At 58.3% G+C, this 22,245-nt stretch carries 19 protein-coding genes and 1 pseudogene; 11 read left to right on the forward strand and 9 right to left on the reverse strand.

The genetic code is table 11. From position 1 onward, the window contains the following. Positions 1–146 precede the first annotated feature (146 nt). The 9 genes from IU397_RS09405 to IU397_RS09445 form a co-directional block, all read right to left on the reverse strand. Positions 147–2,468, reverse strand: a complete 2,322-nt coding sequence (locus IU397_RS09405) for an ATP-binding protein (RefSeq protein ID WP_204412792.1) — start codon at positions 2,466–2,468, stop codon at positions 147–149. Between the two features lie 123 nt (positions 2,469–2,591). Then, positions 2,592–3,755, reverse strand: coding sequence for an RsmB/NOP family class I SAM-dependent RNA methyltransferase (locus IU397_RS09410; RefSeq protein WP_204412695.1), 1,164 nt, complete (start codon positions 3,753–3,755; stop codon positions 2,592–2,594). Positions 3,756–3,764: 9 nt separating this feature from the next. Next, positions 3,765–5,219 (reverse strand): IMP dehydrogenase, encoded by a 1,455-nt coding sequence (gene guaB / locus IU397_RS09415; RefSeq protein ID WP_204412698.1) that lies wholly within the window; start codon positions 5,217–5,219, stop codon positions 3,765–3,767. A gap of 129 nt (positions 5,220–5,348) precedes the next feature. Next, positions 5,349–6,188 carry an HpcH/HpaI aldolase/citrate lyase family protein gene (locus tag IU397_RS09420; protein ID WP_204412710.1) on the reverse strand — a complete coding sequence of 280 codons (840 nt, stop codon included), beginning with the start codon at positions 6,186–6,188 and terminating at the stop codon, positions 5,349–5,351. A 395-nt stretch (positions 6,189–6,583) separates the two neighbouring features. Continuing rightward, on the reverse strand, positions 6,584–7,669 hold the full coding sequence (locus IU397_RS09425) for an ABC transporter ATP-binding protein (protein WP_204412712.1): 1,086 nt from the start codon (positions 7,667–7,669) through the stop codon (positions 6,584–6,586). Between the two features lie 26 nt (positions 7,670–7,695). Next, positions 7,696–9,357, reverse strand: coding sequence for an alpha-glucosidase (locus tag IU397_RS09430; protein WP_204412714.1), 1,662 nt, complete (start codon positions 9,355–9,357; stop codon positions 7,696–7,698). Between the two features lie 2 nt (positions 9,358–9,359). Further along, the gene (locus tag IU397_RS09435) at positions 9,360–10,493 is read right to left on the reverse strand and encodes a carbohydrate ABC transporter permease (protein WP_204412716.1); all 1,134 of its coding nucleotides are present in this window, start codon (positions 10,491–10,493) and stop codon (positions 9,360–9,362) included. Positions 10,494–10,517: 24 nt separating this feature from the next. Further along, positions 10,518–11,510 (reverse strand): carbohydrate ABC transporter permease, encoded by a 993-nt coding sequence (locus tag IU397_RS09440; RefSeq protein WP_204412718.1) that lies wholly within the window; start codon positions 11,508–11,510, stop codon positions 10,518–10,520. A gap of 96 nt (positions 11,511–11,606) precedes the next feature. Next, positions 11,607–12,959 (reverse strand): ABC transporter substrate-binding protein, encoded by a 1,353-nt coding sequence (locus IU397_RS09445; RefSeq protein WP_204412720.1) that lies wholly within the window; start codon positions 12,957–12,959, stop codon positions 11,607–11,609. A 245-nt stretch (positions 12,960–13,204) separates the two neighbouring features. Between IU397_RS09445 and IU397_RS09450 the strand changes: the two genes are divergently transcribed. From IU397_RS09450 to IU397_RS23270, 11 genes and pseudogenes are all read left to right on the forward strand, one after another. Further along, entirely contained in the window at positions 13,205–14,263 is a 1,059-nt protein-coding gene (locus IU397_RS09450) for a LacI family DNA-binding transcriptional regulator (RefSeq protein WP_204412726.1), read from the forward strand. A gap of 17 nt (positions 14,264–14,280) precedes the next feature. Further along, positions 14,281–15,603: a GH1 family beta-glucosidase gene (locus IU397_RS09455; protein WP_204412794.1), complete on the forward strand. Its 1,323-nt coding sequence runs from the start codon at positions 14,281–14,283 to the stop codon at positions 15,601–15,603. A gap of 23 nt (positions 15,604–15,626) precedes the next feature. Further along, positions 15,627–16,598 carry a glucokinase gene (locus tag IU397_RS09460; RefSeq protein WP_370541646.1) on the forward strand — a complete coding sequence of 324 codons (972 nt, stop codon included), beginning with the start codon at positions 15,627–15,629 and terminating at the stop codon, positions 16,596–16,598. A 129-nt stretch (positions 16,599–16,727) separates the two neighbouring features. Beyond that, on the forward strand, positions 16,728–17,000 hold the full coding sequence (locus tag IU397_RS09465) for an STAS domain-containing protein (RefSeq protein WP_204412739.1): 273 nt from the start codon (positions 16,728–16,730) through the stop codon (positions 16,998–17,000). Between the two features lie 3 nt (positions 17,001–17,003). Continuing rightward, entirely contained in the window at positions 17,004–17,381 is a 378-nt protein-coding gene (locus tag IU397_RS09470; protein ID WP_204412741.1) for a response regulator, read from the forward strand. Positions 17,382–17,398: 17 nt separating this feature from the next. Then, complete coding sequence (locus tag IU397_RS09475; RefSeq protein WP_204412796.1) at positions 17,399–19,459, forward strand: chemotaxis protein CheA; 2,061 nt, start codon at positions 17,399–17,401, stop codon at positions 19,457–19,459. Positions 19,460–19,463: 4 nt separating this feature from the next. Then, positions 19,464–19,934 carry a chemotaxis protein CheW gene (locus IU397_RS09480; protein WP_204412743.1) on the forward strand — a complete coding sequence of 157 codons (471 nt, stop codon included), beginning with the start codon at positions 19,464–19,466 and terminating at the stop codon, positions 19,932–19,934. Then, positions 19,931–20,848: a protein-glutamate O-methyltransferase CheR gene (locus IU397_RS09485; protein ID WP_204412745.1), complete on the forward strand. Its 918-nt coding sequence runs from the start codon at positions 19,931–19,933 to the stop codon at positions 20,846–20,848. The genes IU397_RS09480 and IU397_RS09485 overlap by 4 nt, the downstream gene beginning before the upstream one ends. Further along, positions 20,832–21,218 (forward strand): response regulator, encoded by a 387-nt coding sequence (locus tag IU397_RS09490; RefSeq protein ID WP_204412755.1) that lies wholly within the window; start codon positions 20,832–20,834, stop codon positions 21,216–21,218. Before IU397_RS09485 ends, IU397_RS09490 begins: the two co-directional genes overlap by 17 nt. Positions 21,219–21,229: 11 nt before the next feature. Then, a complete protein-coding gene (locus IU397_RS09495; RefSeq protein WP_204412757.1) occupies positions 21,230–21,607 on the forward strand; it encodes a hypothetical protein in 378 nt (125 codons plus the stop codon). A 217-nt stretch (positions 21,608–21,824) separates the two neighbouring features. Next, positions 21,825–22,245, forward strand: a pseudogene (locus IU397_RS23270) (transposase); the annotation flags it as partial.

Consider the following 22,245-nt stretch of genomic DNA (forward strand, 5'->3'; position numbering starts at 1 on the left):
AGATGAGGCAGACTTAATAAGCCGTAAATCATGTTTGAAAAACACAGGTTCGTCTCCGCATGGAATGGAAGTTTTACCCAGACAATCACATAACTTTACCGGCTTCGGCCCGTACAGCCGCGGCCATCTACCAAAGCGGCATCACATCAGTGGATCTGGTCGTGGACCGTGGCGACTGTGGCCGTCAGCTCATTGAGGGAGAACGGCTTGGGCAAAAAGACGGAGTTGGGTATGCCCGCCTGATCCTCGGCAAACGAATCCTCTGCATATCCCGAGACAAAGACCACTTTGACATCCGGACGCTGCTTGAGCGCACGTTTGACCCAGCTTGGCCCGTCGAGGCCCGGCATGATCACATCGGTCACGAAGACATCGATCTTGAGAGAGATATCCTCCAGAAGGCTCAGCGCATCTTCTGCGTTTTCAGCCTCCAAGACGGTGTAGCCCCTCATCCGAAGCGCGCGGGAGGCGAAGGCCCGCACAGGTGCTTCATCTTCGACCAGTAATATCACCCCATCGCCTTTGTTCATACGCCGTTCTGCTTCTGCGGAAGGCGGGTCGACCGGGGCCGGAATGCTCTGACTGTAGGCGGGAAAGACGAGGGAAAATGTGGTGCCTTTATCGACTTCACTATCAACAAAGATGTACCCACCGGTTTGCTTGACGATGCCATAGGCGGTCGAAAGTCCCAGTCCCGTGCCCTCGCCAGTGCGTTTGGTCGTGAAAAACGGCTCAAAAATCTTGTTGAGCTTGTCTGGCGCGATCCCCACACCCTCGTCAGAGACCTTGACGATCACGTAATCACCCTTGGGGATGACAGCCCGGTCGCGCCGATATTCTTCCGCGAATTGGCGCATCTCGGTCTCGACCCGGATTTCGCCTCCATCCTGCATGGCATCCCGTGCATTCACGACAAGGTTCATGATGACCTGCTCCAATTGGCGCTTGTCGGCCCGCATGGGTTTCAGCGCCGAATCGTGGGCGAGGCTGAGCATGATCTTCTCTCCCACCAGACGGTTCAACAGATGGGTCAGATCCCCCAGTGTATCGCGCAGATCCAGGACTTCCGGCTGCAGGTTCTGCTTGCGTGAGAAGGCCAGCAATTGTCCGACCAAACTGGCCGCACGGTTGGCGTTCTGGTTGATCTGCACCAAGTCGCCATAATCCTGATCGCCATGGTCGTGGCGCAGCAACAGCAGATCGCAATGGCCGGAAATCGCAGTCAGCAAATTGTTGAAATCATGGGCAACACCCCCAGCAAGCTGGCCGATCGCCTGCATCTTCTGGCTCTGGACGAACTGCGCCTCCAATGTCTTCAACTCGGTCGCATCACTGAGCACGGCAATGAGGGTCGTCTGATCCTCGCCCACAACCCTGCTGAGCGTGATCTGCAAAAAGACCTCCGTCTCGGCCCGGCGGGCGCGCACAACCTCCGGTTTGTTCAGGTTCCGACCTTCGGCGGCCTCAAGCAGCCAATCCCGCACAGAGCGTCCCAAACCCTCAACAAGGTGGGCCAGATTAACCTCCGGCTGGGCTCCCTTACCCAAAAGATCACGCGCCATGCGATTTGCGATGAGCAATTCGCCAGCATCAGTCATCTTGATCACCGCAACAGGAAGATCATCCAGCATTTCGCTATCGATGGGCAATTCCGACCGCGCCGCAGCTTCGCTGACCGGGAAAAGAAATACTTCCATCTGCTCGTTCTGCCTGGGGCTGCAGAACACCCTGACGCGTACGGGCGCCTCGGTCGACAGCAACATATTGTCCTGATCGGATTGCAACGGCAACTGCTTGAACACAGCATCGAGCGTCTTGCGTCGCCCCCCCAGCAATCGCCGGGTCGCCTCATTCATGAACAAGATATCACCGGTCGCGTTTGCTGTCAGCATCGGCAGGTTCAGCCCTTCCGCCCCACGTCGAATGCTGCCCACCACGCTCTCCGCCATGTCATCCAGGCGCCACAGCAGCACTCCGTCATCGACACGGCGCACGGACAAGCGCACATGACCCCGGCGGGTCACAACATCCTCTCGTCCGCCACCGTCCTGCATGGCCTTTTCCGACAATCGCTTAAGAACGGCACCAGGATTGGCGAAATATTCCCGCATGGGGCGGGACAAGCCCTGCCCAGCGCGTGTGTCAAACCGTTCATCTGCCACGGGGTTTTGCCGGATGATCATCGCCTGCCCATCGGTAACAAAGCTAGGGGAGGCATCGTGGCGGATGAGGGTCGATACGGTATCCAAAAGCCCGGTATGGCGAAGATCACGCTGGCCCGACAGGACCCGGATGAACAAGGCAAGTGCCGCGAGGGTCCCGCCAACAGCAAACATCAACAGACCAATCGCGGGATAGGGAACAAAAACTGCACCAATGCACAACCCACCCGACATCAGCGCGATTGGGATCAACCGATCGGATAATGCCGCTGCCGTGCGAACCACTGGACTTGGCGAAAGAGCCATATTCAGCACAAAATTCCTCCCCATCGATTCGTAGCAGACCCATTTCGATCGGAAAGTCTTAATCCCTGATTAAACATGTCTCGAAGACAGTTTGTTCGGGATTTCAGCACTGCAGGCCGGACGTCACCGTGACAGCAGCGCCACAAAAAGCCCGTCCCCGCCATCGCTGGGCAGGATCTGTCGGCCCAGATCGCATCGCCAACCGGGGTGGCGCGCCAGAAAACCGTTCACTTGATCCGCATTTTCAACCGCCAACAATGCGCAGGTGATGTACGCGATCCTACCATTATCCGTGATCAACGTGGCGGCTTGATCCAGCAATCGAGCCTGCAAATCGGTCAATTCGATGAGCCGTTCGGGGGTAAGACGCCACTTGGCCTCAGCTTGGCGCCGCCATGCCCCAGAACCTGAACAAGGAGCATCCACGATCACCAGATCAAACGGGGCATGCCGGGCGAGATCATCATCTGACGTCAGAACGGTGATCGAAGCGGCCGCACGGGCCGACCGGTCTGGCAGGTCGGCCATGCGCTGGAGGTGGATATCATGGGCATAGAACCGCGCCGTCGCGCGGGCGGCCAAGGCCAGGCTCTTGCCCCCACCACCGGCGCAGAGATCGAGCACGCGAATACCGTCTGGGATGGGAATTTCCGCACAGACGGCTTGAGAGGCCACATCCTGGATCTCGACCAGACCCGATAGGTAAGCCTTTGATCGCTGAACCTTGGACGCGCCTGACGTGACCTGCAAGGCGGTCGGCGAAAGCGTATGCGGCAGGCTGTCGATGCCATCTTGAGCCAAGCTGTGCCGAGCGGTTTCAAGATCGCCTTTGCGCACATTCACCCGAAGGAACAGCGGGGCCCGGTCGCGCATCAACGCCATGGTTTGGGCAAAATCCAGGCCAAGATCTTGCCGAAGGTGCGGCGCTATCCAATCGGGGCAGTCGAGCGCGTCAAGCTCTGACAAAGGGGGCGGCGGAGCTTGCTCAACCTCCGTCAGAGGCGATGGAGCATAGCCCTGGCCCGTGAACATGTCCGAAGAAGGCGTACCTGCCGCCCGCAATGCGCCGATCATCAACCCGCGCCCTGACAGACCATGGCCAAGCCGCGCATAGGAGCGTTGCCGACGGATCGCATCAAAAACAAGATCGCGAATTGCCCGCCGGTCGCCAGAGCCGGCATAGCGGTTTCGACGCGCCCAATTGGTCAGGATCTGCTCGGCAGATTGGCCATCCAGAATCTGGTCCAGGATCTCAATGGCCGCGGCAATGCGCGCAGGCGGTGTCATCGGCTCAGGTCACACCATCCGGTAATTCGGGCTTTCTCGGGTGATCTGCACATCATGGACGTGGCTTTCCTTTAACCCGGCACCGGTGATCTTCACGAATTGGCAATTCCGCCGCATCTCCGCCACCGTGCCATTGCCGGTGTAACCCATGGCCGCGCGCAAACCGCCGACCAGCTGGTGAATGACCGTCCCCGCCGATCCCTTGTAGGGAACCTGCCCTTCTATGCCTTCGGGAACCAGTTTATCGCTGGCCGCGTCCTTCTGAAAATAGCGGTCGGCCGACCCCCGGGCCATGGCCCCTAGCGAACCCATCCCCCGATAGCTTTTGAAGCTGCGGCCCTGATACAGGATCACCTCGCCTGGGCTCTCATCCGTGCCCGCGATCATCGAGCCGACCATGGCGCAGGATGCCCCCGCCGCGATCGCCTTGGCAAAATCGCCCGAGAACTTGATGCCACCATCGGCAATGACCGGAATTTCAGCGCTTGCCGCCCCTTCGGCACAATCGCTGATGGCGGTGAGCTGTGGCACACCAACGCCTGCGACCATCCGGGTTGTGCAGATTGAACCGGGACCGATACCCACTTTGATCCCATCCGCTCCGGCCCCGATCAGGGCGCGCGTCGCCTCGGCTGTGGCCACGTTTCCCGCAAGGACTTGCACCTCGTTCGACGCTTTCTTGATCCGTTCCACGATCTGACCCACGCCTTCGGAATGGCCATGGGCGGTATCCACCACGATCAAATCGCATCCGGCATCGATCAGCGCTTCTGCCCGGGCAAAGCCCGCATCGCCCACCGTGGTGGCGGCCGCGACGCGCAGGCGGCCCAAATGGTCCTTGCAGGCTTGCGGGTTCAGGACAGCTTGTTCGATATCCTTGATGGTCAGAAGGCCGGTCAAACGCCCCTGCCCGTCCACGACCAGCAGCTTTTCGATCCGCCGGGCCGCCATCAGGCTGCGCGCCTCCGCCAAATCCGCGGGTTCGGCCAGCATCGCCAGACCTTCGGCCGTCATCATCGCATGGACCGGCGTGGACGGATCAGTGGCAAACCGCATGTCCCGATTAGTGACGATGCCCAGGACACGGCCCGTTTCATCGGTGACGGGAAAGCCGGTGATGCGGTAGCGGTCTTGCAACTCCTTGGCATCGGCCAGGGTCTGATCGGGTCGCAAGGTCACCGGATTGTAGACAACGCCACTTTCAAACCGCTTGACCCGGCGCACCTCTTTCGATTGCGCCTCGATATCCAGGTTGCGGTGAATGACGCCCATGCCACCTGCCTGGGCCATGGCGATGGCCATGCGTGCTTCGGTCACGGTATCCATCGCCGAACTGAGCAGCGGGATATTGAGCCGGATCGAAGGTGTCACAAAGGTCGAGGTATCGGCGCCGGCTGGCAGCACGCGGCTTTCGGCGGGAACGAGCAAAACATCATCGAAGGTCAGGGCCTCGCGAATCTCCATGGCACACTCCTTGGGCGCGGGATCGGTTGGCACGTCCCTATCGCATAGGATTGGCGAAGCTGAAAGCCCTGATTGGGGTGACGGTTGGTGGTTTGCGCAAGGTTTTGTGGTGGGTCAAAGGCCGCGTAGTCACGGTTGGGATGCGCGCGCCCGATGATCCTGCAACGAATAGACGGACCCGCTGCCGCGCCCGTCTTGCACGGCGGCAGCGGCAGATGTGGCGAGATCGCGGACGGCCTTGGCATAGGTGGTCGCGTCGCCCCCAACACCCAGAAAGGTCACACCCTGGTCGGCGTAGCGTTTCAGCGCCTCGGTCTTGAAGGACACGATCCCGGGTGCCTTGCCCGCAACGCGGATCGCCTCAATACCCTCTTCGATGACCGAGATCACCTCGGGGCATTCCGGTTTACCGATATGCCCCAACCCGGCGCACAGATCGGGGGCGGAGATGAACACACCGTCAATACCATCAACGGCGGCAATCTCGGCCAGATTATCCAAACCGGTCTGACAGCCGATCTGCACTAGAACACAGATCTGATCATCGGCCGTTTCGGCATAATCGGTCACCGCACCATAACCTGCCGCGCGGATCGTATCATCGGCCATCCTGCGCGTGCCGGTCGGGCCATATTTGCAGGCGGCGACAACCTTTTGGGCCTGGATCGCCGTCTCGATATCCTGCACCAGCACGGTCTGAACGCCGAGGTCGAGTACATCGCGCAAGATCCCATCAGACCCGAATGGCACGCGGACAACAGGCGTGGCGCCCTGCCCATCCATGGCCTGCACCTGCTCTAAAACGCCCAACACGGCGTTTGAGCCATGATCACCGTCGATCAGGCACCAATCGTAACCCGCCCCAGCGGCAATCGCGGTCGTGGTCGGATTGCCAAGGGCAAGCCACAATCCAATTTGAACCTGGTTCTGGGCCAGTGCAGATTTCAGTGGGTTATGCGGTGCGGGCATCGGTCAACTCCTTCACAATATACTTTACGTGCCGAAGGCTCCAATTCAATGAACGGGGCCGCACAAACCTCTCAACTCAGATCACCAAACTGGCATCAGACGTAACACGCACCCGACGAATGCGTGCATTGCAGGCAGGTCGCCCTTTTTTCGCTCAGACTATGACGGGTAAACGCAACACGGGGACCGTCTGTATCACTTCAGCAGCGGCGGGCTGTGGCCCAAAGATCACCGAGAGTTCTAACGACACCAAAAGCCCCAGCAGAAAAAAGAACAAAAACCGCACGAAACCCCCACACACCAATAAATACACGCGATAGCTGATGGCAAAAAGTTAACAGAGTGGGAAGGGGTGGCATTTGGTTTTCCACAATTATCTCACGTCCCGTTCACGCTCACCGGTAAAGCAGCGACCTGCCGTCGGCGAACAGGTGGATTTTCGACGGATCCGCGGTCAGCTTGACCACCTGCCGTTTCAGATCGGCATGGATGCCCGGCAGCTTGGCCACAACACCGGTGCCGTCACCGTCCTTTTCGAAGTAAAGCAACGTGACCTCGCCCAAGGCCTCCATGATCGCCACCGATCCTTGGTAAAGCGGCGGACCATCCGTTTCGAACAGATCCTCAGGACGAACGCCCAGGTTTACGGCGCGGCCCATATCCGCCTCGGTTGTGGCAATCGCCGCAACGGCGGTGCCACCCCCATCCAGATCAACACGGGTCTGGATGCCGGTCGCGGTGATTTTGCCGGACATCAGGTTCATGGCGGGGGAGCCGATGAACTGCGCCACAAATTCATTCTCGGGCCTCTCATAGAGTTCTAGCGGAGAACCAACCTGACTGATCCCGCCACCGGCCAGAACGACGATGCGGCTGGCAAGGGTCATCGCCTCCACCTGGTCATGGGTGACGTAGATCATGGTGCTGTCGGGCATCGACTCTTTCAGCTGCGCGATCTCGATCCGCGTGGCGACGCGCAAGGCGGCGTCGAGGTTCGAAAGCGGCTCGTCAAACAGATAGACCTTAGGGTCCCGCACAATGGCCCGCCCGATGGCGACCCGCTGACGCTGTCCACCAGACAGCGCCTTTGGCAGGCGGTCAAGATACGGCGTCAGTTGCAGAATCCGGGCCGCATTTTCGACCGCGGCGTCGATCTGCTCCTTCGTCTGTTTGGCGATTTTCAAGGCGAAGGCCATGTTATCGCGCACCGTCATATGCGGGTACAACGCATAGGACTGGAACACCATGGCGATGCCGCGCTGCGCAGGCGGTACATCATTGACGACCGTTTTATCGATCTCAAGCGTGCCGCCAGTGATGCGCTCCAACCCCGCGATCATCCGCAGCAAGGTGGATTTGCCGCAACCGGAGGGGCCGACAAAGACGATCAATTCGCCCTGTTTGATGTCCAGATTGATGTTGGACAGGACCTGGACCTCGCCGTAAGCCTTGGCGACGTCGGTCAGTTTCAGATCGGCCATGGTGTCCCCCTCCCAGGGTTCCGGCTTTAAACTTTCAGCATCAGGCAGGGCTGCCAGGGGCCCAACGCGATGGTGCCGTCATTTGGTGCGGCAGAGTTGATCTCGGTCCCGATCTGCAGCCAGTCGCCCGATGGGGCAGGCAGCGTAGCGGGCGTGTCAGACAGGTTGAAAGCGCAGAACAGGCTTTCGGATTTGCCAGATGACGTCTGCCCGGACCGGATGAAGTGAATGACCTGCCCATCGGCGGCCATGTCGTGCAGGTCCCCCTTGGCCAGCACCGGATGGGCGCGGCGGAACGATATCACACGGCGGTAATGGTGTAGCAACGCCTCGGGGTGCTTTTCCTGATTGTCCACTGCCAGATTGAGATGCGCAGAGGATACGGGCAGCCAAGGCCGCTCCGCGGAAAAGCCGGCATTCTGATTGTCAGAGGTCCAGACCATCGGGGTGCGGCATCCGTCCCGGCCCTTGAATTCGGGCCAGAACTCGACGCCATAGGGGTCTTGCAGGTCCTCGAACGGCACATCAGCCTCTGGCAGGCCCAACTCCTCCCCCTGATAAAGACAGACGGAGCCGCGCAAGCACATCAACAGCGTCGCATAAAGCCGCTGCGCCGCGGGACTGAGATCCCACCGGGAGGCATGGCGCATCACGTCATGGTTCGACAAGGCCCAGCAGGCCCAACCGTCGCTGGCGACCTCGTTCAGCTTGCCGAATACCTCGGCAATGCGGGTGGCGGTCAGCGCCTCTTTCGACAGAAATTCAAAGGCATAGCACATGTGAACGGCTTTACCCGCCCGGGTATATTCACCCAGAAGATCAAGCCCGAGTTGCGCGTCACCCACCTCACCCACCGCGGCAATGGCGGGATAGTCATTCATGACAGCGCGAAACTTGGCCAGGAATTCCAGGTTTTCGGGCTGGTTCTTGGAATAAAGGTGCTCTTGGTGATTATAGGGGTTCACGGACGGCGCGATCGTTGCGTTGCGTTTTTCCGGCGGCAGGGCGGGGTTCGACCGCAACTGCGCATCGTGGACGTAGAAGTTGATCGTATCCAGCCGAAAGCCATCCACGCCCCGGTCCAGCCAGAACCGCGTCACATCCAGAACCGCCTCCTGCACCTGGGGTTCGTGAAAATTCAGGTCAGGTTGCGAGGTCAGGAAGTTGTGCAGGTAATACTGCTCGCGCCGCGCATCCCATTGCCAGGCCGAACCGCCAAAGATCGACAGCCAGTTATTGGGCGGGGTCCCATCAGGCGCAGGATCGGCCCAGACATACCAATTGGCCTTGTCAGCGTCGCGGCTGACCCGGCTTTCAGCGAACCAGGGATGCTGGTCGCTGGTATGGCTCAACACCAGATCGATCATCACCTTCAGGCCCAGCGCATGGGCCGTCGCAATCACCGCATCGAAATCGGCCAGGGCGCCGAACATCGGATCAACATCGCGGTAATCGCTGACGTCATAACCAAAGTCCTTCATTGGAGACGTGAAGAAGGGCGAGATCCAGATTGCATCGACCCCCAGCGAGGCGACGTAAGGCAAGCGTTCGACGATCCCCAGCAGGTCACCGATGCCATCCCCGTTACTGTCCTGAAAGCTGCGCGGATAGATCTGATAGATCACCGCGCCCCGCCACCAATCGGCATCGACGGCCGCTTCAACCGTCTTCGCATCATGCACAGTCATGTCTATCCACCCTTTACGGATCCGGCCAGCAGCCCCCGGACAAGGTATCGCTGCATGGCAAAGAAAACGACGAGCGGCACAGCGATCGAGACGAAAGCCGAGGCCGCCAAAATTTCCCAATCGCCGCCGCGTGAGCCCAGAAGTTCGCGCAAGCGGCCCGTCATGACCAACTGGTCCTCGTTGTTGCCCAGGAACACGGTGGCGACCAACAGGTCGTTCCACGTCCACAGAAACTGGAAAATTGCGAAACTGGCCAAGGCCGGAAAGCTAAGCGGCAGGACGATGCGGCGGAAGATCTCAAAATCCGTTGCACCGTCGACGCGGGCGCTTTCGATGATCTCTCGCGGCAGACCAGAGATGTAGTTGCGTAAAAGATATATCGCGAGGGGCAGGCCGAACCCGGTATGGGCCAGCCAGATCCCAAGATAGCTTTTGCCAAGACCCACCCCGTTATGCAGTTTCAGAAGCGGGATCAGCGACATCTGCAGTGGGACAACCAACAGCCCGACGATGGTCGCTATGATCAGGGCGCGGCCCGGAAATTCCATCCAACTCAGCGCATAGGCGGCGAAGGCCGCGATCAGAATGGGGATGATCGTCGCCGGTATTGTTACCGTGAATGTGTTGATGAAACTGCGCCCGATCCCTTCGGAAAACAGCACCCGGTCATAGTTTTCAAAGGTCCATTTGGGGGGTGAAACCACCGTGGCAAAGATCCGAGTCCCCCGGCTACCCTCGGGCTGTTCAACGCTCGTGATCCGGTAATCGCCGTTGGCCTCGACCGTGATGAAGGCGTCACGCCGCTCTGCCGTGGCACCGGGCGCGAACTCGGTCGGGCGGCGGGCATTGACACCAAACGCGGTCAGATTGCCCTCGCCTTCGCCAAAGAGGTTGCCGCGCACGACCCATTCGCCATTTTCCTCGATCGCCTCTCTGGGGGCTGCAGAGCGGAGTTGTAGATTCTGCTCGCTCGCCGACAGCGATGTCCACCAACCCGACGTCGTGATCTGATCACGGTCCCGAAAGCTTGAGACCAGCAGGCCAAAGGTTGGGATGGTCCACAGCAGCACGAGTGCGACAACAGCGATATTCACCGCCCAGGTCAGGCTCGATTTGGTTCCAACGATATTATCCATGATTTTTCCGCTCCGCCGGGGCCATCATCGCATCTCCTGCCGGGCATTGCGGATGTTCCACACCATGATCGGGGTCACCAGCAGCATGATTACCAGGGCGACGACTGAGGCACGGCCAAAGTCGGCCCCCCGGAACATCCAATCAAACATCAGATTGGCGAGGACCTGGCTGGACCATTGGCCGTTCGTCATGGCCAGTACGATGTCAAAGACTTTCAGAACCAGAATGGTGATCGTCGTCCAGACCACCGCGATGGTGCCCCAGATCTGTGGCACCTTGATCTTCCAGAAGATCTGCAGGGGCGAGGCCCCGTCGAGGATAGCAGCTTCGATGGTTTCCTCGGGGATGCCACGCAAGGCCGCTGACAGGATGACCATGGCAAAACCCGTCTGGATCCAAACCAGGATGATCATGAGGAAGAAGTTGTTCCAGAAGGGCACCGTGATCCATGCTGCCGGGTCCCCGCCAAGGGCAACAACCAAGGCATTGAGCAACCCGATCTGCTCCTGATCCGCGCCGCGATAATCGTAAACAAATTTCCAGATGACCGAGGCACCGATAAAACTGATCGCCATGGGCATGAAGATCAGCGACTTGGCGAAATTGCCCCACTTGATCCGGTCTGTCAGGGCCGCAGCGATCAGGCCAAAGAAAGTCGACATTGCGGGTACGAAGATCAACCACAACGCGTTGTTGAGCATCGACTCGCCGAACTTTTCGTCATTGAACAGCCAGATCCAGTTATCGAGGCCCACGAAATTCTCACCCCTTGCATCGTGGAACGACAGCACCACCGATTGATAGACGGGGTACAACAGGTAAAGGCCGAGGAGCGCCAAAGCCGGGAACAGAAATAACCAAGGGCGGATGGCATTGGCACGGTTAATGTTGCGGCCAGCCTCCTCTCCCTTTGCTGGAAAAACCGCATCCAGCGCCAGGTTTGAGAAAAAGTAATAGGCGACGCAGCCAAAAACGCCAATAACGACGGTCAGCAGCGCATAAAATAGCTGTTCCATCCCACCCCTCCCTCACCCTATCGCGGGTTTTGTTCTGTTTTTCGGGTCATCGATGTGATGCGCGGCCCTAAGGGGCTCAAGGCCGCGCCGCTTTGCTTACTTTATGGACTGCCAAGTATCTTGGATGGATTTGGTGACCTCACCCGCATCCTTGCCGCCCGCATAATCCACCATGCCGGTCCAGAACACGCCGGCACCGATGGCACCGGGCATCAAGTCAGACCCGTCAAAGCGGAACGTGTCGGCGCCCAGCAGGATCTCGCCCTGTTTGCGCAAGGCATCGTCAGCATAAAGCGCGGAATTGGCGCCACTATGGGGCGTCAGAAAACCGCCCTGTGCCATCCAGATCTCGTGGGCAATGGGCGTTTTCAGGTACTCCATCAACGCCCGGGCACCTTTGCTGTCATTGGTGATGGTCATCACCGTGCCGGCACCCAAAACCGGCTTGCCCAGGTCCTTTTCGGCATAAGACGGGAAGTAGAAGAAATCGACATCCTCCCCCATCGATGTGCCTTCAGGGAAAAAGGCCGGAATAAAGCTCGCCTGGCGATGCATGTAACATTGTGGAGGTGAGGCAAACAGACCCGCCGGGCTGTCCCGGAAATCGGTCGAGGCAACGGCCCCGGCGCCACCGGCCACGTAATCATCATTGCGGGCAAAGGTGCCAAATTCCTCAATCGCGGCGACGACCTTTTCATCATCGAATGGCAATTCGTTGGTGACCCACTGGTCGTAGATCTCGGGCGGCTGGGTGCGCAGCATCAGCTCCTCAACCCAGTCCGTGGCAGGCCAACCGGTAGCAGCACCAGATCCCAACCCGATGCACCACGGCGTCTCACCGTCTTCGACGATCTGATCGGTCAGCGCCTTGAGGTCCTCCATGGTTTCGGGGACTTCATAACCCGCATCCTCAAAATTCTCGGGGCTGAACCAAACCAGCGATTTCACATCAACGCGGTAGAACAGGCCATAGAATTGATCCTCGCCGTTTTCGTCCTTGTAGGTGGCCAGATCGACCCAGGATTGACCGGCAGCGTAGTTGTCGCGCACCCAATCGGCATCGGCCTGCTCCAGCGGCGCCAAAAGGCCACGGGCGGCCAGATCGGATGCCAGGCCGGGCTGTGGAAAGATCGACAGGTTGGGGGCCGATCCAGCCTCAAGGTCGATCACGATCTGCTGTTCGAAACTGTCAGAGCCCGCATAGTTGACCGTGGCACCTGTTGCCTCTTCGAAATACTTCATCGCGTTCTCGAAACGCGTCTCTTCGGTTCCCAGCCAGGTGCCGAAAACGGTGATCGTCTCACCGGTCAGATCCATGGATTTAAGCGCCTCGAAACTGTCCCAGCTGAAGTCGCCTTCGCCCGGGGTGAACGGCAGATGCCCATCGGCGCTTGCCGTACCGGCAACAAGCGCCAAACCAGCCGCGCCAGCCCACAGAAACTGTTTCATACGAGAACCTCCCAGGTTTCAGAGCCGCGTTTGTCACGACCGCAATTTGCGCATTCAAAGCGCTTTGATATGCGTCTTTGTCTCAATAATGAGAACATCTGTCAACGCAGCCCTCCCACTTTTCACGCAATTACTCGTTCAGAAACCCACATTTGCGGACCCGCCCATTCGGCTTTTGACCCGCTCCACCTTAGACGCTAACAGTTAGGGCGCAGATTGGAAGCGATTTAAGCGAACGACCGGATATGAACCTAAAAGAGCTCTCTGAATTTCTGGGTCTCAGCCAGACGACGGTCAGCCGGGCTCTGAACGGCTATCCGGAGGTGAATGAGCAAACGCGCGAACGCGTTCTGGCGGCGGCGCAGGCCAATGACTACCGGCCGAACTCCCGCGCCAAAGGCTTGGCAACCGGGCGCGCCATGGCGATCGGTCATGTGATTCCGACCTGGAGCCAGCACGAGATCGTCAATCCGATTTTCAGTGACTTCATCGCCGGGGCCGGAGAGGCCTATGCCAAGGCAGGCTATGACATGCTGCTGTCGGTCGTCAGCGACGAAGATGAGGCGCGCGCCTACCGGGAATTACAGGCGCGCGGGGCCGTTGATGGTGTGATCCTGCATGCACCCCGGGATGATGATAGCCGCATCAATATGCTTCAAAAGCTGAAGCTGCCTTTTGTGGTCCATGGACGCGTCACCGCTCCCGATGACAGCTATTGCTGGGTTGATGTTAACAATCAGGAAGCGTTCGAGACCGCCGGCCGCCATCTCCTTGACTTCGGTCATCGGCGCATTGCGCTGATCAACGGGCAAGAGACAATGGGCTTCGCCCGCCGCAGACGGCAGGGATTGGAAACCGCGATGGCCGACTATGGCGTGACACCGGATCCGGATCTGATGTGGCAAGGCGAGATGACGGAGCATCTGGGTTATTCCGCGGCCAAACACATGTTGGCCTTGCCGGAGCCACCGACCGCAATGCTGGTCGCCTCCCTGATTGTGGCTTACGGGGCGCGGCGCGCCTTGGAGGAGGCTGGACTGGTCCTGGGCCGCGATGTCTCCATCGTGACCCATGACGATGTGATGGCCTATATGCGCAACGAAGGAGACCCGCCTGTTTTCACCGCCACCCGGTCGTCAGTGCGGGAGGCTGGCCGCCTGGCAGCTCAGATGCTGCTGTCGCTGATCGCGGATCCGAACCGCCAGACCCAACAGACGTTGCTGAAAGCGGAACTGATCCAGGGGCAATCCACAGGCCCGGTTCCACCATCGGTCGTGCAGCCCGCCAGAAAGTCCCATTCATGATCCAAAAGACCCCGGCGATGGCCTTCCGGCGCAGCGACCTGCCGGACGGTTTCTTGTTTGGCACCGCGACATCCAGCTACCAGATCGAAGGGCACGGCCAAGGTGGGGCCGGTCGCACCCATTGGGATGATTTTGCAGCAACGCCTGGCAATGTGGCCGGTGCCCAGAATGGCGCCATCGCGTGCGATCACTATAACCGTTTCGAAGCGGATCTGGATCTGGTCGCCAATGCCGGTCTGGACGTCTATCGCTTTTCCACGTCTTGGGCCCGGGTCCAACCCGAAGGACGCGGCGCACCAAATTCGGAAGGTCTGGATTTCTATGACCGGTTGGTCGACGCGATGTTAGAGCGCAACCTGAAACCTGCCGCCACGCTCTACCATTGGGAACTGCCATCGCCGATTGCCGATATGGGGGGATGGCGCAATCGCGATATTGCCGGTTGGTTCGCCGATTATACCGATATCATCATGGGCCGGATCGGGGATCGCATCTGGTCGGCCGCGCCCATCAACGAGCCGTGGTGCGTTGGCTGGCTGAGCCATTTCCTGGGCCAGCACGCCCCTGGCCTGCGCGACATTCGCGCGACCGCCCGCGCGATGCACCATGTCCTGTTGGCCCACGGAACCGCGACCCAGACCATGCGCGCCCTGGGCATGACCAATCTGGGTGCCGTGTGCAATTTCGAATATAGCCAACCCGCGGATGACAGTCCGGAGGCGGCCCGGGCAGCCGCAACTTACGACGGTATCTATAACCGGTTCTTCCTGTCCGGCCTCTTTCACAAGACCTATCCCGACACCGTTCTGGAGGGCCTGGAGCCACATCTGCCCGATCAGTGGCACGCGGATTTTGAGACGATCGCAGCACCGCTCGACTGGATCGGGATCAACTATTACACTCGCAAGGTCGTGGCCCCTGCCCCCGGGCCCTGGCCCAGCTACGCCGATGCCGCGGGATCACTGCCGCAGACCCAAGTTGGGTGGGAGATCTATCCCGAGGGCCTCTACCATTTCATCAAGATGGTGCACTCGGAATATGCGCCGGACTTGCCGATATACATTACCGAAAATGGTATTGCCGCCGAACAGACGGTGATCGATGATGTGGCCGATGACCCCGTCCGCATCACTTATTTGAATGACCATATTGCCCAGGTGCAGCGCGCCATCGGCGATGGTTTTCCGGTCAAGGGGTATTTTATCTGGTCGCTGATCGACAATTATGAATGGGCGCTAGGATATGCGCCACGCTTTGGCCTGGTCCATGTGGATTTCGACAGCTTGCAGCGCACCCCGAAATCGTCATACCACGCGATGCAGGCCGCCCTAATGGGCTGAGACATATCAAAGGATATCGCGACGTGAACCCCACCACGCCCCGTTCACTGATCGCCGATATCGGCGGCACCAATACCCGCGTCGCTTTGGCCAATGGCCCTGTCTTGCAATCAGACACGATCCGCCGGTTCCGCAATGCCGATTACGGCGGCCTAGACGTTGTCCTGCGCGACTATTTTGCCGAAATGGGGCATCAGGACTATCAGGGAGCCTGCGTCGCCCTGGCCGGACCGGTCCATGGCGGAGTTGGAACGCTGACCAACCTCGACTGGACGCTGGATACGGACACGATCCGCCAGGCAACAGGCGCCCAAACCGCAGCCTTGCTCAACGATCTGCAGGCCCAGGGCTATGGGGCCGCCAGCGTTAAATCGAATGATCTGCGGCGCGTCGTCGATGCCCATGAGGGGGCCCAGCGGTCCACCGATACCGGACTGGTGATCAATGTGGGCACCGGCTTCAATGCCGTCCCCATCTACCATGATGACAATCGCGCAAGTGTGCCCGCCTCGGAATGTGGTCATGCCAACCTCCCTATCCGGACCGAGGCTGATCTGCGCCTTTGTCGGTTTGTCGAAACGGTTCATGGCTTTCCCGCAATCGAAGATGTGCTCTCGGGCCGCGGGTTGGAGCGGGTCTATCACTGGCTGGGATCGGAAGCCGACGATCCTGTCCAAAAGGACGCGGCGACCGTCATGGCGCTGGGTCGGGCAGGCAGCGATGCGCGTGCGGTTGATGCCCTGCGGATCTTCACCCGCATTTTCGGCACCGTGTCAGGCAATCTTGCGCTGGTCCACCTACCCTTTGGCGGCATCTATCTGGTTGGTGGCGTGGCACGCGCGCTTGGAGTTTCCCTGCACAGCCTGGGCTACGCAGACGCCTTCCGCGACAAGGGACGGTTCGCGGGTATGATGCACAATTTTTCCATTGATATCATAGAAGATGACTATGCCGCGCTCTCCGGATCAGCCCGCTACATTTCGGCCCGGATCTAGCCTGCGGTAAAAAACGGACCTCCCGTAAGCCGTTATTAACGCATACGCGCCTACACCTCTCGCAACTATCGCGTGAGAGGAAAGGGACGCTGCAATGTACAACCCTGGTCGCCCCATCAGGCTTTCCGGATGACACAAACGGTCACCCTTCCTGCGCGGCTGGATTTTCCGGCGGCCGGCAAACTTGCCGAAACCTTCATGGGCCTGCGCGGGCAGGATGTCTCTGTTTCGGCAGATGACGTATCGCTGCTGGGGACGAATTGCCTGCAGGTGTTGATGTCCGCCGCACGCACATGGTCGTCAGATGGCAAATCGTTTCAGTTCACGAGCATGTCGGAGAGCTTTCTGTCGCAACTCAATCAGTTTGGCATCACCCCAAACACATTGATGGAAGGAGCCTGAGCCATGAGCCTGTCCATTCTCGCCATTGATGACAGTCGCACGATCCGCGACATGCTGACACTCGCGCTGACCCAGGCGGGTTTTGATCCGACCGTGGCAGAGGATGGCATCCATGGGTTGGAAGTTCTTGATGGCATGCAACCCGATGCGATCATCACAGATATCAATATGCCCCGGCTGGACGGTTTCGGTTTCATCGAAGCGGTCCGTGAGCAGCCGCAGCATCAAACCACCCCGATCCTTGTTCTGACCACCGAGAGCGCACCCGAGCTAAAGGCCCGCGCCCGCGCAGCCGGTGCAACCGGTTGGATCGTCAAACCGTTCGACCCCGCCAAGCTGGTAAAAGCACTGAACATGGTCGCGGGAACCGGAACAGCCTGATGACCAAACCGGATCCCATGGCCGAAATTCGCGCGTCGTTTTTCTTGGAATGCGAAGAACTTCTTGAGGCATTGCAGGATGGGCTTTTGGCCCTTGATGGCGGAGATAAGGATCCCGAGACGATCAATATCTGCTTTCGGGCAGTCCACTCGATAAAGGGAGGCGCAGGGGCCTTCGGGTTGGACGATCTTGTCCGCTTCGCCCACCGGTATGAGACCGTGTTGGATGCGATCCGCAATGGCACACTGACCCCCGATCACGATACGATGTTGCTGTTCTTCAAGGCCGCAGATTTCCTGTCTGACCTGGTAAGATCCTCTCAAACCGGTGACGGTCTCGAACCAGACTTGGTCGAAGGCACCCTTCTGGATCTGGAGAGCTTCACAGGCGATGCCGTAAAGGAGGAAGAGGCAGCAACAGATTTTGAGCCGATGGCGGTATCGCTGGATCTGTCTGACTTTGACCTTCCGTCCGGCACAGTATATCGTGTGATCTTCGCGCCGGAGCCGGAGCTGTTCAAATCTGGCAACGAACCCCAGCATCTCCTGCGTGCGCTGGCGGAGGCCGGTACGGCACGGATCACCTGCGACAGCAGCAAATTGCCTCGCCTTGAGGCTCTCGACCCTGAAAACGCCTATCTATCATGGACGGTCGATATTGAGACTGAGGTATCCGCCGAAGATCTGACCGAACTGTTCGATTTTGTCGATGGTTTATGCAGCTTGGTAATCACGGAAGTGAGTAATGCGCCTCCTGATAAACCCGATCTTCCGGCCCCGCCACCCGACGCGGTGGACATATCAAACCCCGGTGCCCCCCTCGCCAGCCCAACACTACAAAAATCCAATGGCACCAGACCGACGCAAACTCCAAATGCAACTGTTCGCGTTGACCTCGACCGGATCGACCGCCTCGTGAACCTCGTGGGGGAGTTGGTCATCAATCAGGCCATGTTGTCTCAAAGCGTCGCAGAGGCAGGACTTACTTCGGATTCTCAGGTCACGTCCGGATTAGAAGAGTTCATGCGGTTGACCCGCGACATCCAGGATAGCGTCATGATGATCCGCGCACAGCCGGTGAAATCAATGTTCCAACGGATGTCACGCATTGCTCGAGAAACATCTGGTGCCATCGGAAAACGCGTGAATTTCCTTACTGAAGGCGACAACACAGAGGTCGACAAGACCGTCATCGAACGCCTGGCTGACCCCCTCACCCACATGATCCGAAATGCGGTGGATCATGGCTTGGAGAGCAAGTCCGACCGTCTTGCAGCGGGCAAATCCGAGGAAGGCACCATCACGCTATCCGCCGCTCACAAGTCCGGGCGCGTCATTATTGAGATCAGCGATGATGGCGACGGTATCAACCGGCCAAAGGTCAAACAAATCGCAGAGACCAGAGGTTTGATCCCACCGGGCCAGGATCTGAGCGATCACGAAATCGATGCGCTACTGTTCTTGCCAGGTTTCTCCACGATGACCCAAGTTTCTGATCTTTCGGGGCGTGGCGTCGGTATGGATGTGGTGCGCAGCGCAATACAGTCGCTGGGTGGTCGCATCTCGATCACTTCTGTTAAAGGCCGCGGCACCACGTTCTCGATCAGCCTTCCGCTCACCCTTGCTGTGCTGGACGGAATGGTGATTACGGTCGATGGCGAAACGCTCGTCGTGCCTCTCAGTGCAATCGTGGAAACGATCAGCCTGATGGACGATGATGTAAAGCGCTTGGGCCCGGATACGAACGTGATCCATATTCGCGACGTCTTTGTGCCACTCGTCGATCTTGGTGTCGAACTGGGGTATCGGTCCGCTCCGACCGACTATGAAGGGCGCGTGGTCCTCCTAATTTCGCAGGAAGACGGTGCCCGCATGGCGTTGCTCGTCGACACAATAGAGGAGCAACGCCAGGTCGTCATCAAGGGCCTTCAAGCAACGTATGGTCGTGTGCCTGGCATTGCCGCAGCAACAATTTTGGGCGACGGCAAAATAGCCCTGATCGTGGATCCGGTCGACCTGATGACCCGTGCAAGCGGCAAGACCGGAACGCCCTCCGAAGACCTTCAATTAGCGGGATGACGCCATGTCAGATCATGTACCCCTCACAACCGATACGGCGGAACACGAATTGCTGTCATTTCGGGTCGGCGAACAGGAATACTCCGTGGATATCATGTCGGTGCGCGAGATCCGCGGCTGGACCCGTGCCACACCGCTGCCCCATGCATCGGCGTATATCTGCGGGGTGATCAACTTACGTGGCACAGTTCTTCCGATCATCGATCTGGCCAAGCGCCTGGCGATTGATGTTGCCCCGGCCTGTGAACGCAATGTCATCATTGTTGTTCAGGTGAATGGCCAAACACTCGGCCTGGTGGTCGATGCTGTGTCGGACATCCTCTCGATCCCGCAAAGCGAGATCCAGTCGCCCCCGGAAATGGGAGGCGATCATGGCCCAACCTTTGTGAAAGCCCTGACCATCGTCGAGGGACGCATGTTGCGTGTCTTGGATCTCGATCGCGTCCATCCGCCAATGGATGCAGACGCCGCATGAGCGACCAAATCGCAAGTCAAAGGCCAATCAGGTGCAGCGTTCAGTCGTTTGACGAGGATGTCTTCACGTTGGTTGCGAAGATTGCCCATGAGCATGCAGGACTGCTTATCCCGCGTGAGAAGGCTTCGATGGTTTTTTCACGCATGGGCAAACGTCTGAAGGCATTGTCGATATCTGACTACCGTTCCTATTGTGATCTGCTTGAGAGTGAAGAAGGCCACTGGGAGCGTCGCCAGCTCATCTCGATCCTGACAACGAACGTGACCGGCTTTCTTCGAGAGGCCCACCACTTCGTAAAACTGGAAAACGACATCCTCCCCGATCTTATCCAGCGGGCAAAAAAAGGGCAGAGGGTTCGGATTTGGTCCGCCGGTTGCTCATCGGGAGAAGAGCCTTACTCTGCTGCCATGGCCATCCTGTCGGCGTTTCCAAACGCAAGCAGCCATGACATCCGAATTCTCGCAACCGACATCGACTTACCAATACTTGAAACCGCCAGATCAGGCCTCTATCCGGAAAGCAGCCTGAAACCACTTCCAACAACGTGGCAAAGAGATTTCTTTTGCGCCATACCAGAGCAGGCTCATTTTCAGATATCGGACATGGTCAAACAAATGGTCGCATTTCGTGAGTTGAATCTGATGGATGCCTGGCCATTCTCTGGACAGTTCGACGTTATCTTTTGCAGAAATGTCGTTATTTATTTCTCGCAAGCCACCCAATATCAGCTGTGGCCGCGGTTCGAAGCCGCCTGCCGTCCTGGTGGAACGATATTTGTTGGGCATTCCGAGCGGATCGAACACCACAATGCGCCATCTTTCAATATGGTCGGCCAAACTACATATAAACGACAGGGCTTGGAGAAGTCATCTCAGATGGCACAGCGAAAGTGGAGCAATGGCCCTTCGCGATAAACTTCATGTCATGGTTGTCGATGATATGTCCACAAGTCGTGGACTCATCTTGCAAGCGCTTGACACATTAGGCGTACGCAATGTCCGCGATGCCAGCGATGGAAAAACAGCGATGACTGCACTCACACAACGGTCAGCCCATCTTATCTTGTCCGACTACAACATGCCGGGCATGAACGGGTTGGAGTTTCTGCAGGCCGTGCGCAGTTCAGCCCATTTGAACAGGATCGGCTTCATCTTGATTACTGGAAAGGCAGACAAGCAGATCATCGATACAGGCAAGCGCTTGGGTATGAACAATTTCATGAAGAAGCCTTTTGATCATAGCGCGTTACGAAACTGTATCGAGGCAGTGGTCGGCCGATTGTAGGGAGCTAGAACATGACGATGGCTCCCAAACACCACACGGCTCCTGTACAGATATCCAATCTTCTAACAGCACTCGGAGAGGAATGTGTAAAACTGTCTGAGTTGACCAATAGCGTGCAAGCAGTGCTTTGGGATATTCTGGCGGAAAGTGATGTGTCAGACAAACAAATCCGTGGCCTGCAGGCGCTCGATACCCTGAACCAGATCCAAATGGATCTGGCGCACGCGTTGCACGGGACGGCATCTCAGGTCCCGGCTGACCTGACAATCAATACCGACACACTGATCCATCGCCTCACGTTACATGATGTCAAAAAACGCCTGCTGCAACAGAACGAAGACGGCACGCAAGCACGACAGAACGCATCCGGGGAACCAGACCTCTTTTAGCATCGATGTATCGGCTTGTTTATAAAGTATCAGGTTTGATCCGAAGGACGCGTCAGTTTGTGGATTGGCCTTTGGACCGGAGCGTCTTGTCGCTGGCAATATGTGACGTTTCGCGAAGGGTCTGCAGAGGTGAGAGGTGGCCTGAGAAATCTGAACAGATGAGTTAGGTGGATTTTCCGCTCCTGATCCGGCAGCGTGCCGGGACGACGAAGTGAAGATGGCAAGACGACCAAGACGGAACCACAGCCCTGCATTCAAGGCGAAAGTCGCGTTGGCGGCTTTGAAGGGCGACAAGGGTGTGAGGGTCAGAAAAGCGTCCAGTGGAAGGTTTCCCATGAAGCACGGGCGAACCTGCGACGCAGTTCGATGTGCATCCCAACCAGATCAAGCAGTGGAAAAACCAGGTCCTCGATGGCGTGACGGATGTCTTTGATGACAAACCGAAGACCTCGAAAGAACCTGAAATTGATGTCAAATCGTTGCATGCGAAGATTGGCCAGCTGACGCTGGAGAACGATTTTTTGGAAGGAGCGCTCGACAAGGCCGGTCCGTTGGGGAGCGCAAGGAAATGACGGATCGGTCACACAGATTGAGCCTCACGCGCCAAGCCGATCTGCTCGGAATTAGCCGAGGCGGCT

The organism is Actibacterium sp. 188UL27-1 (genome assembly GCF_016901225.1).
GTDB lineage: Bacteria > Pseudomonadota > Alphaproteobacteria > Rhodobacterales > Rhodobacteraceae > 188UL27-1.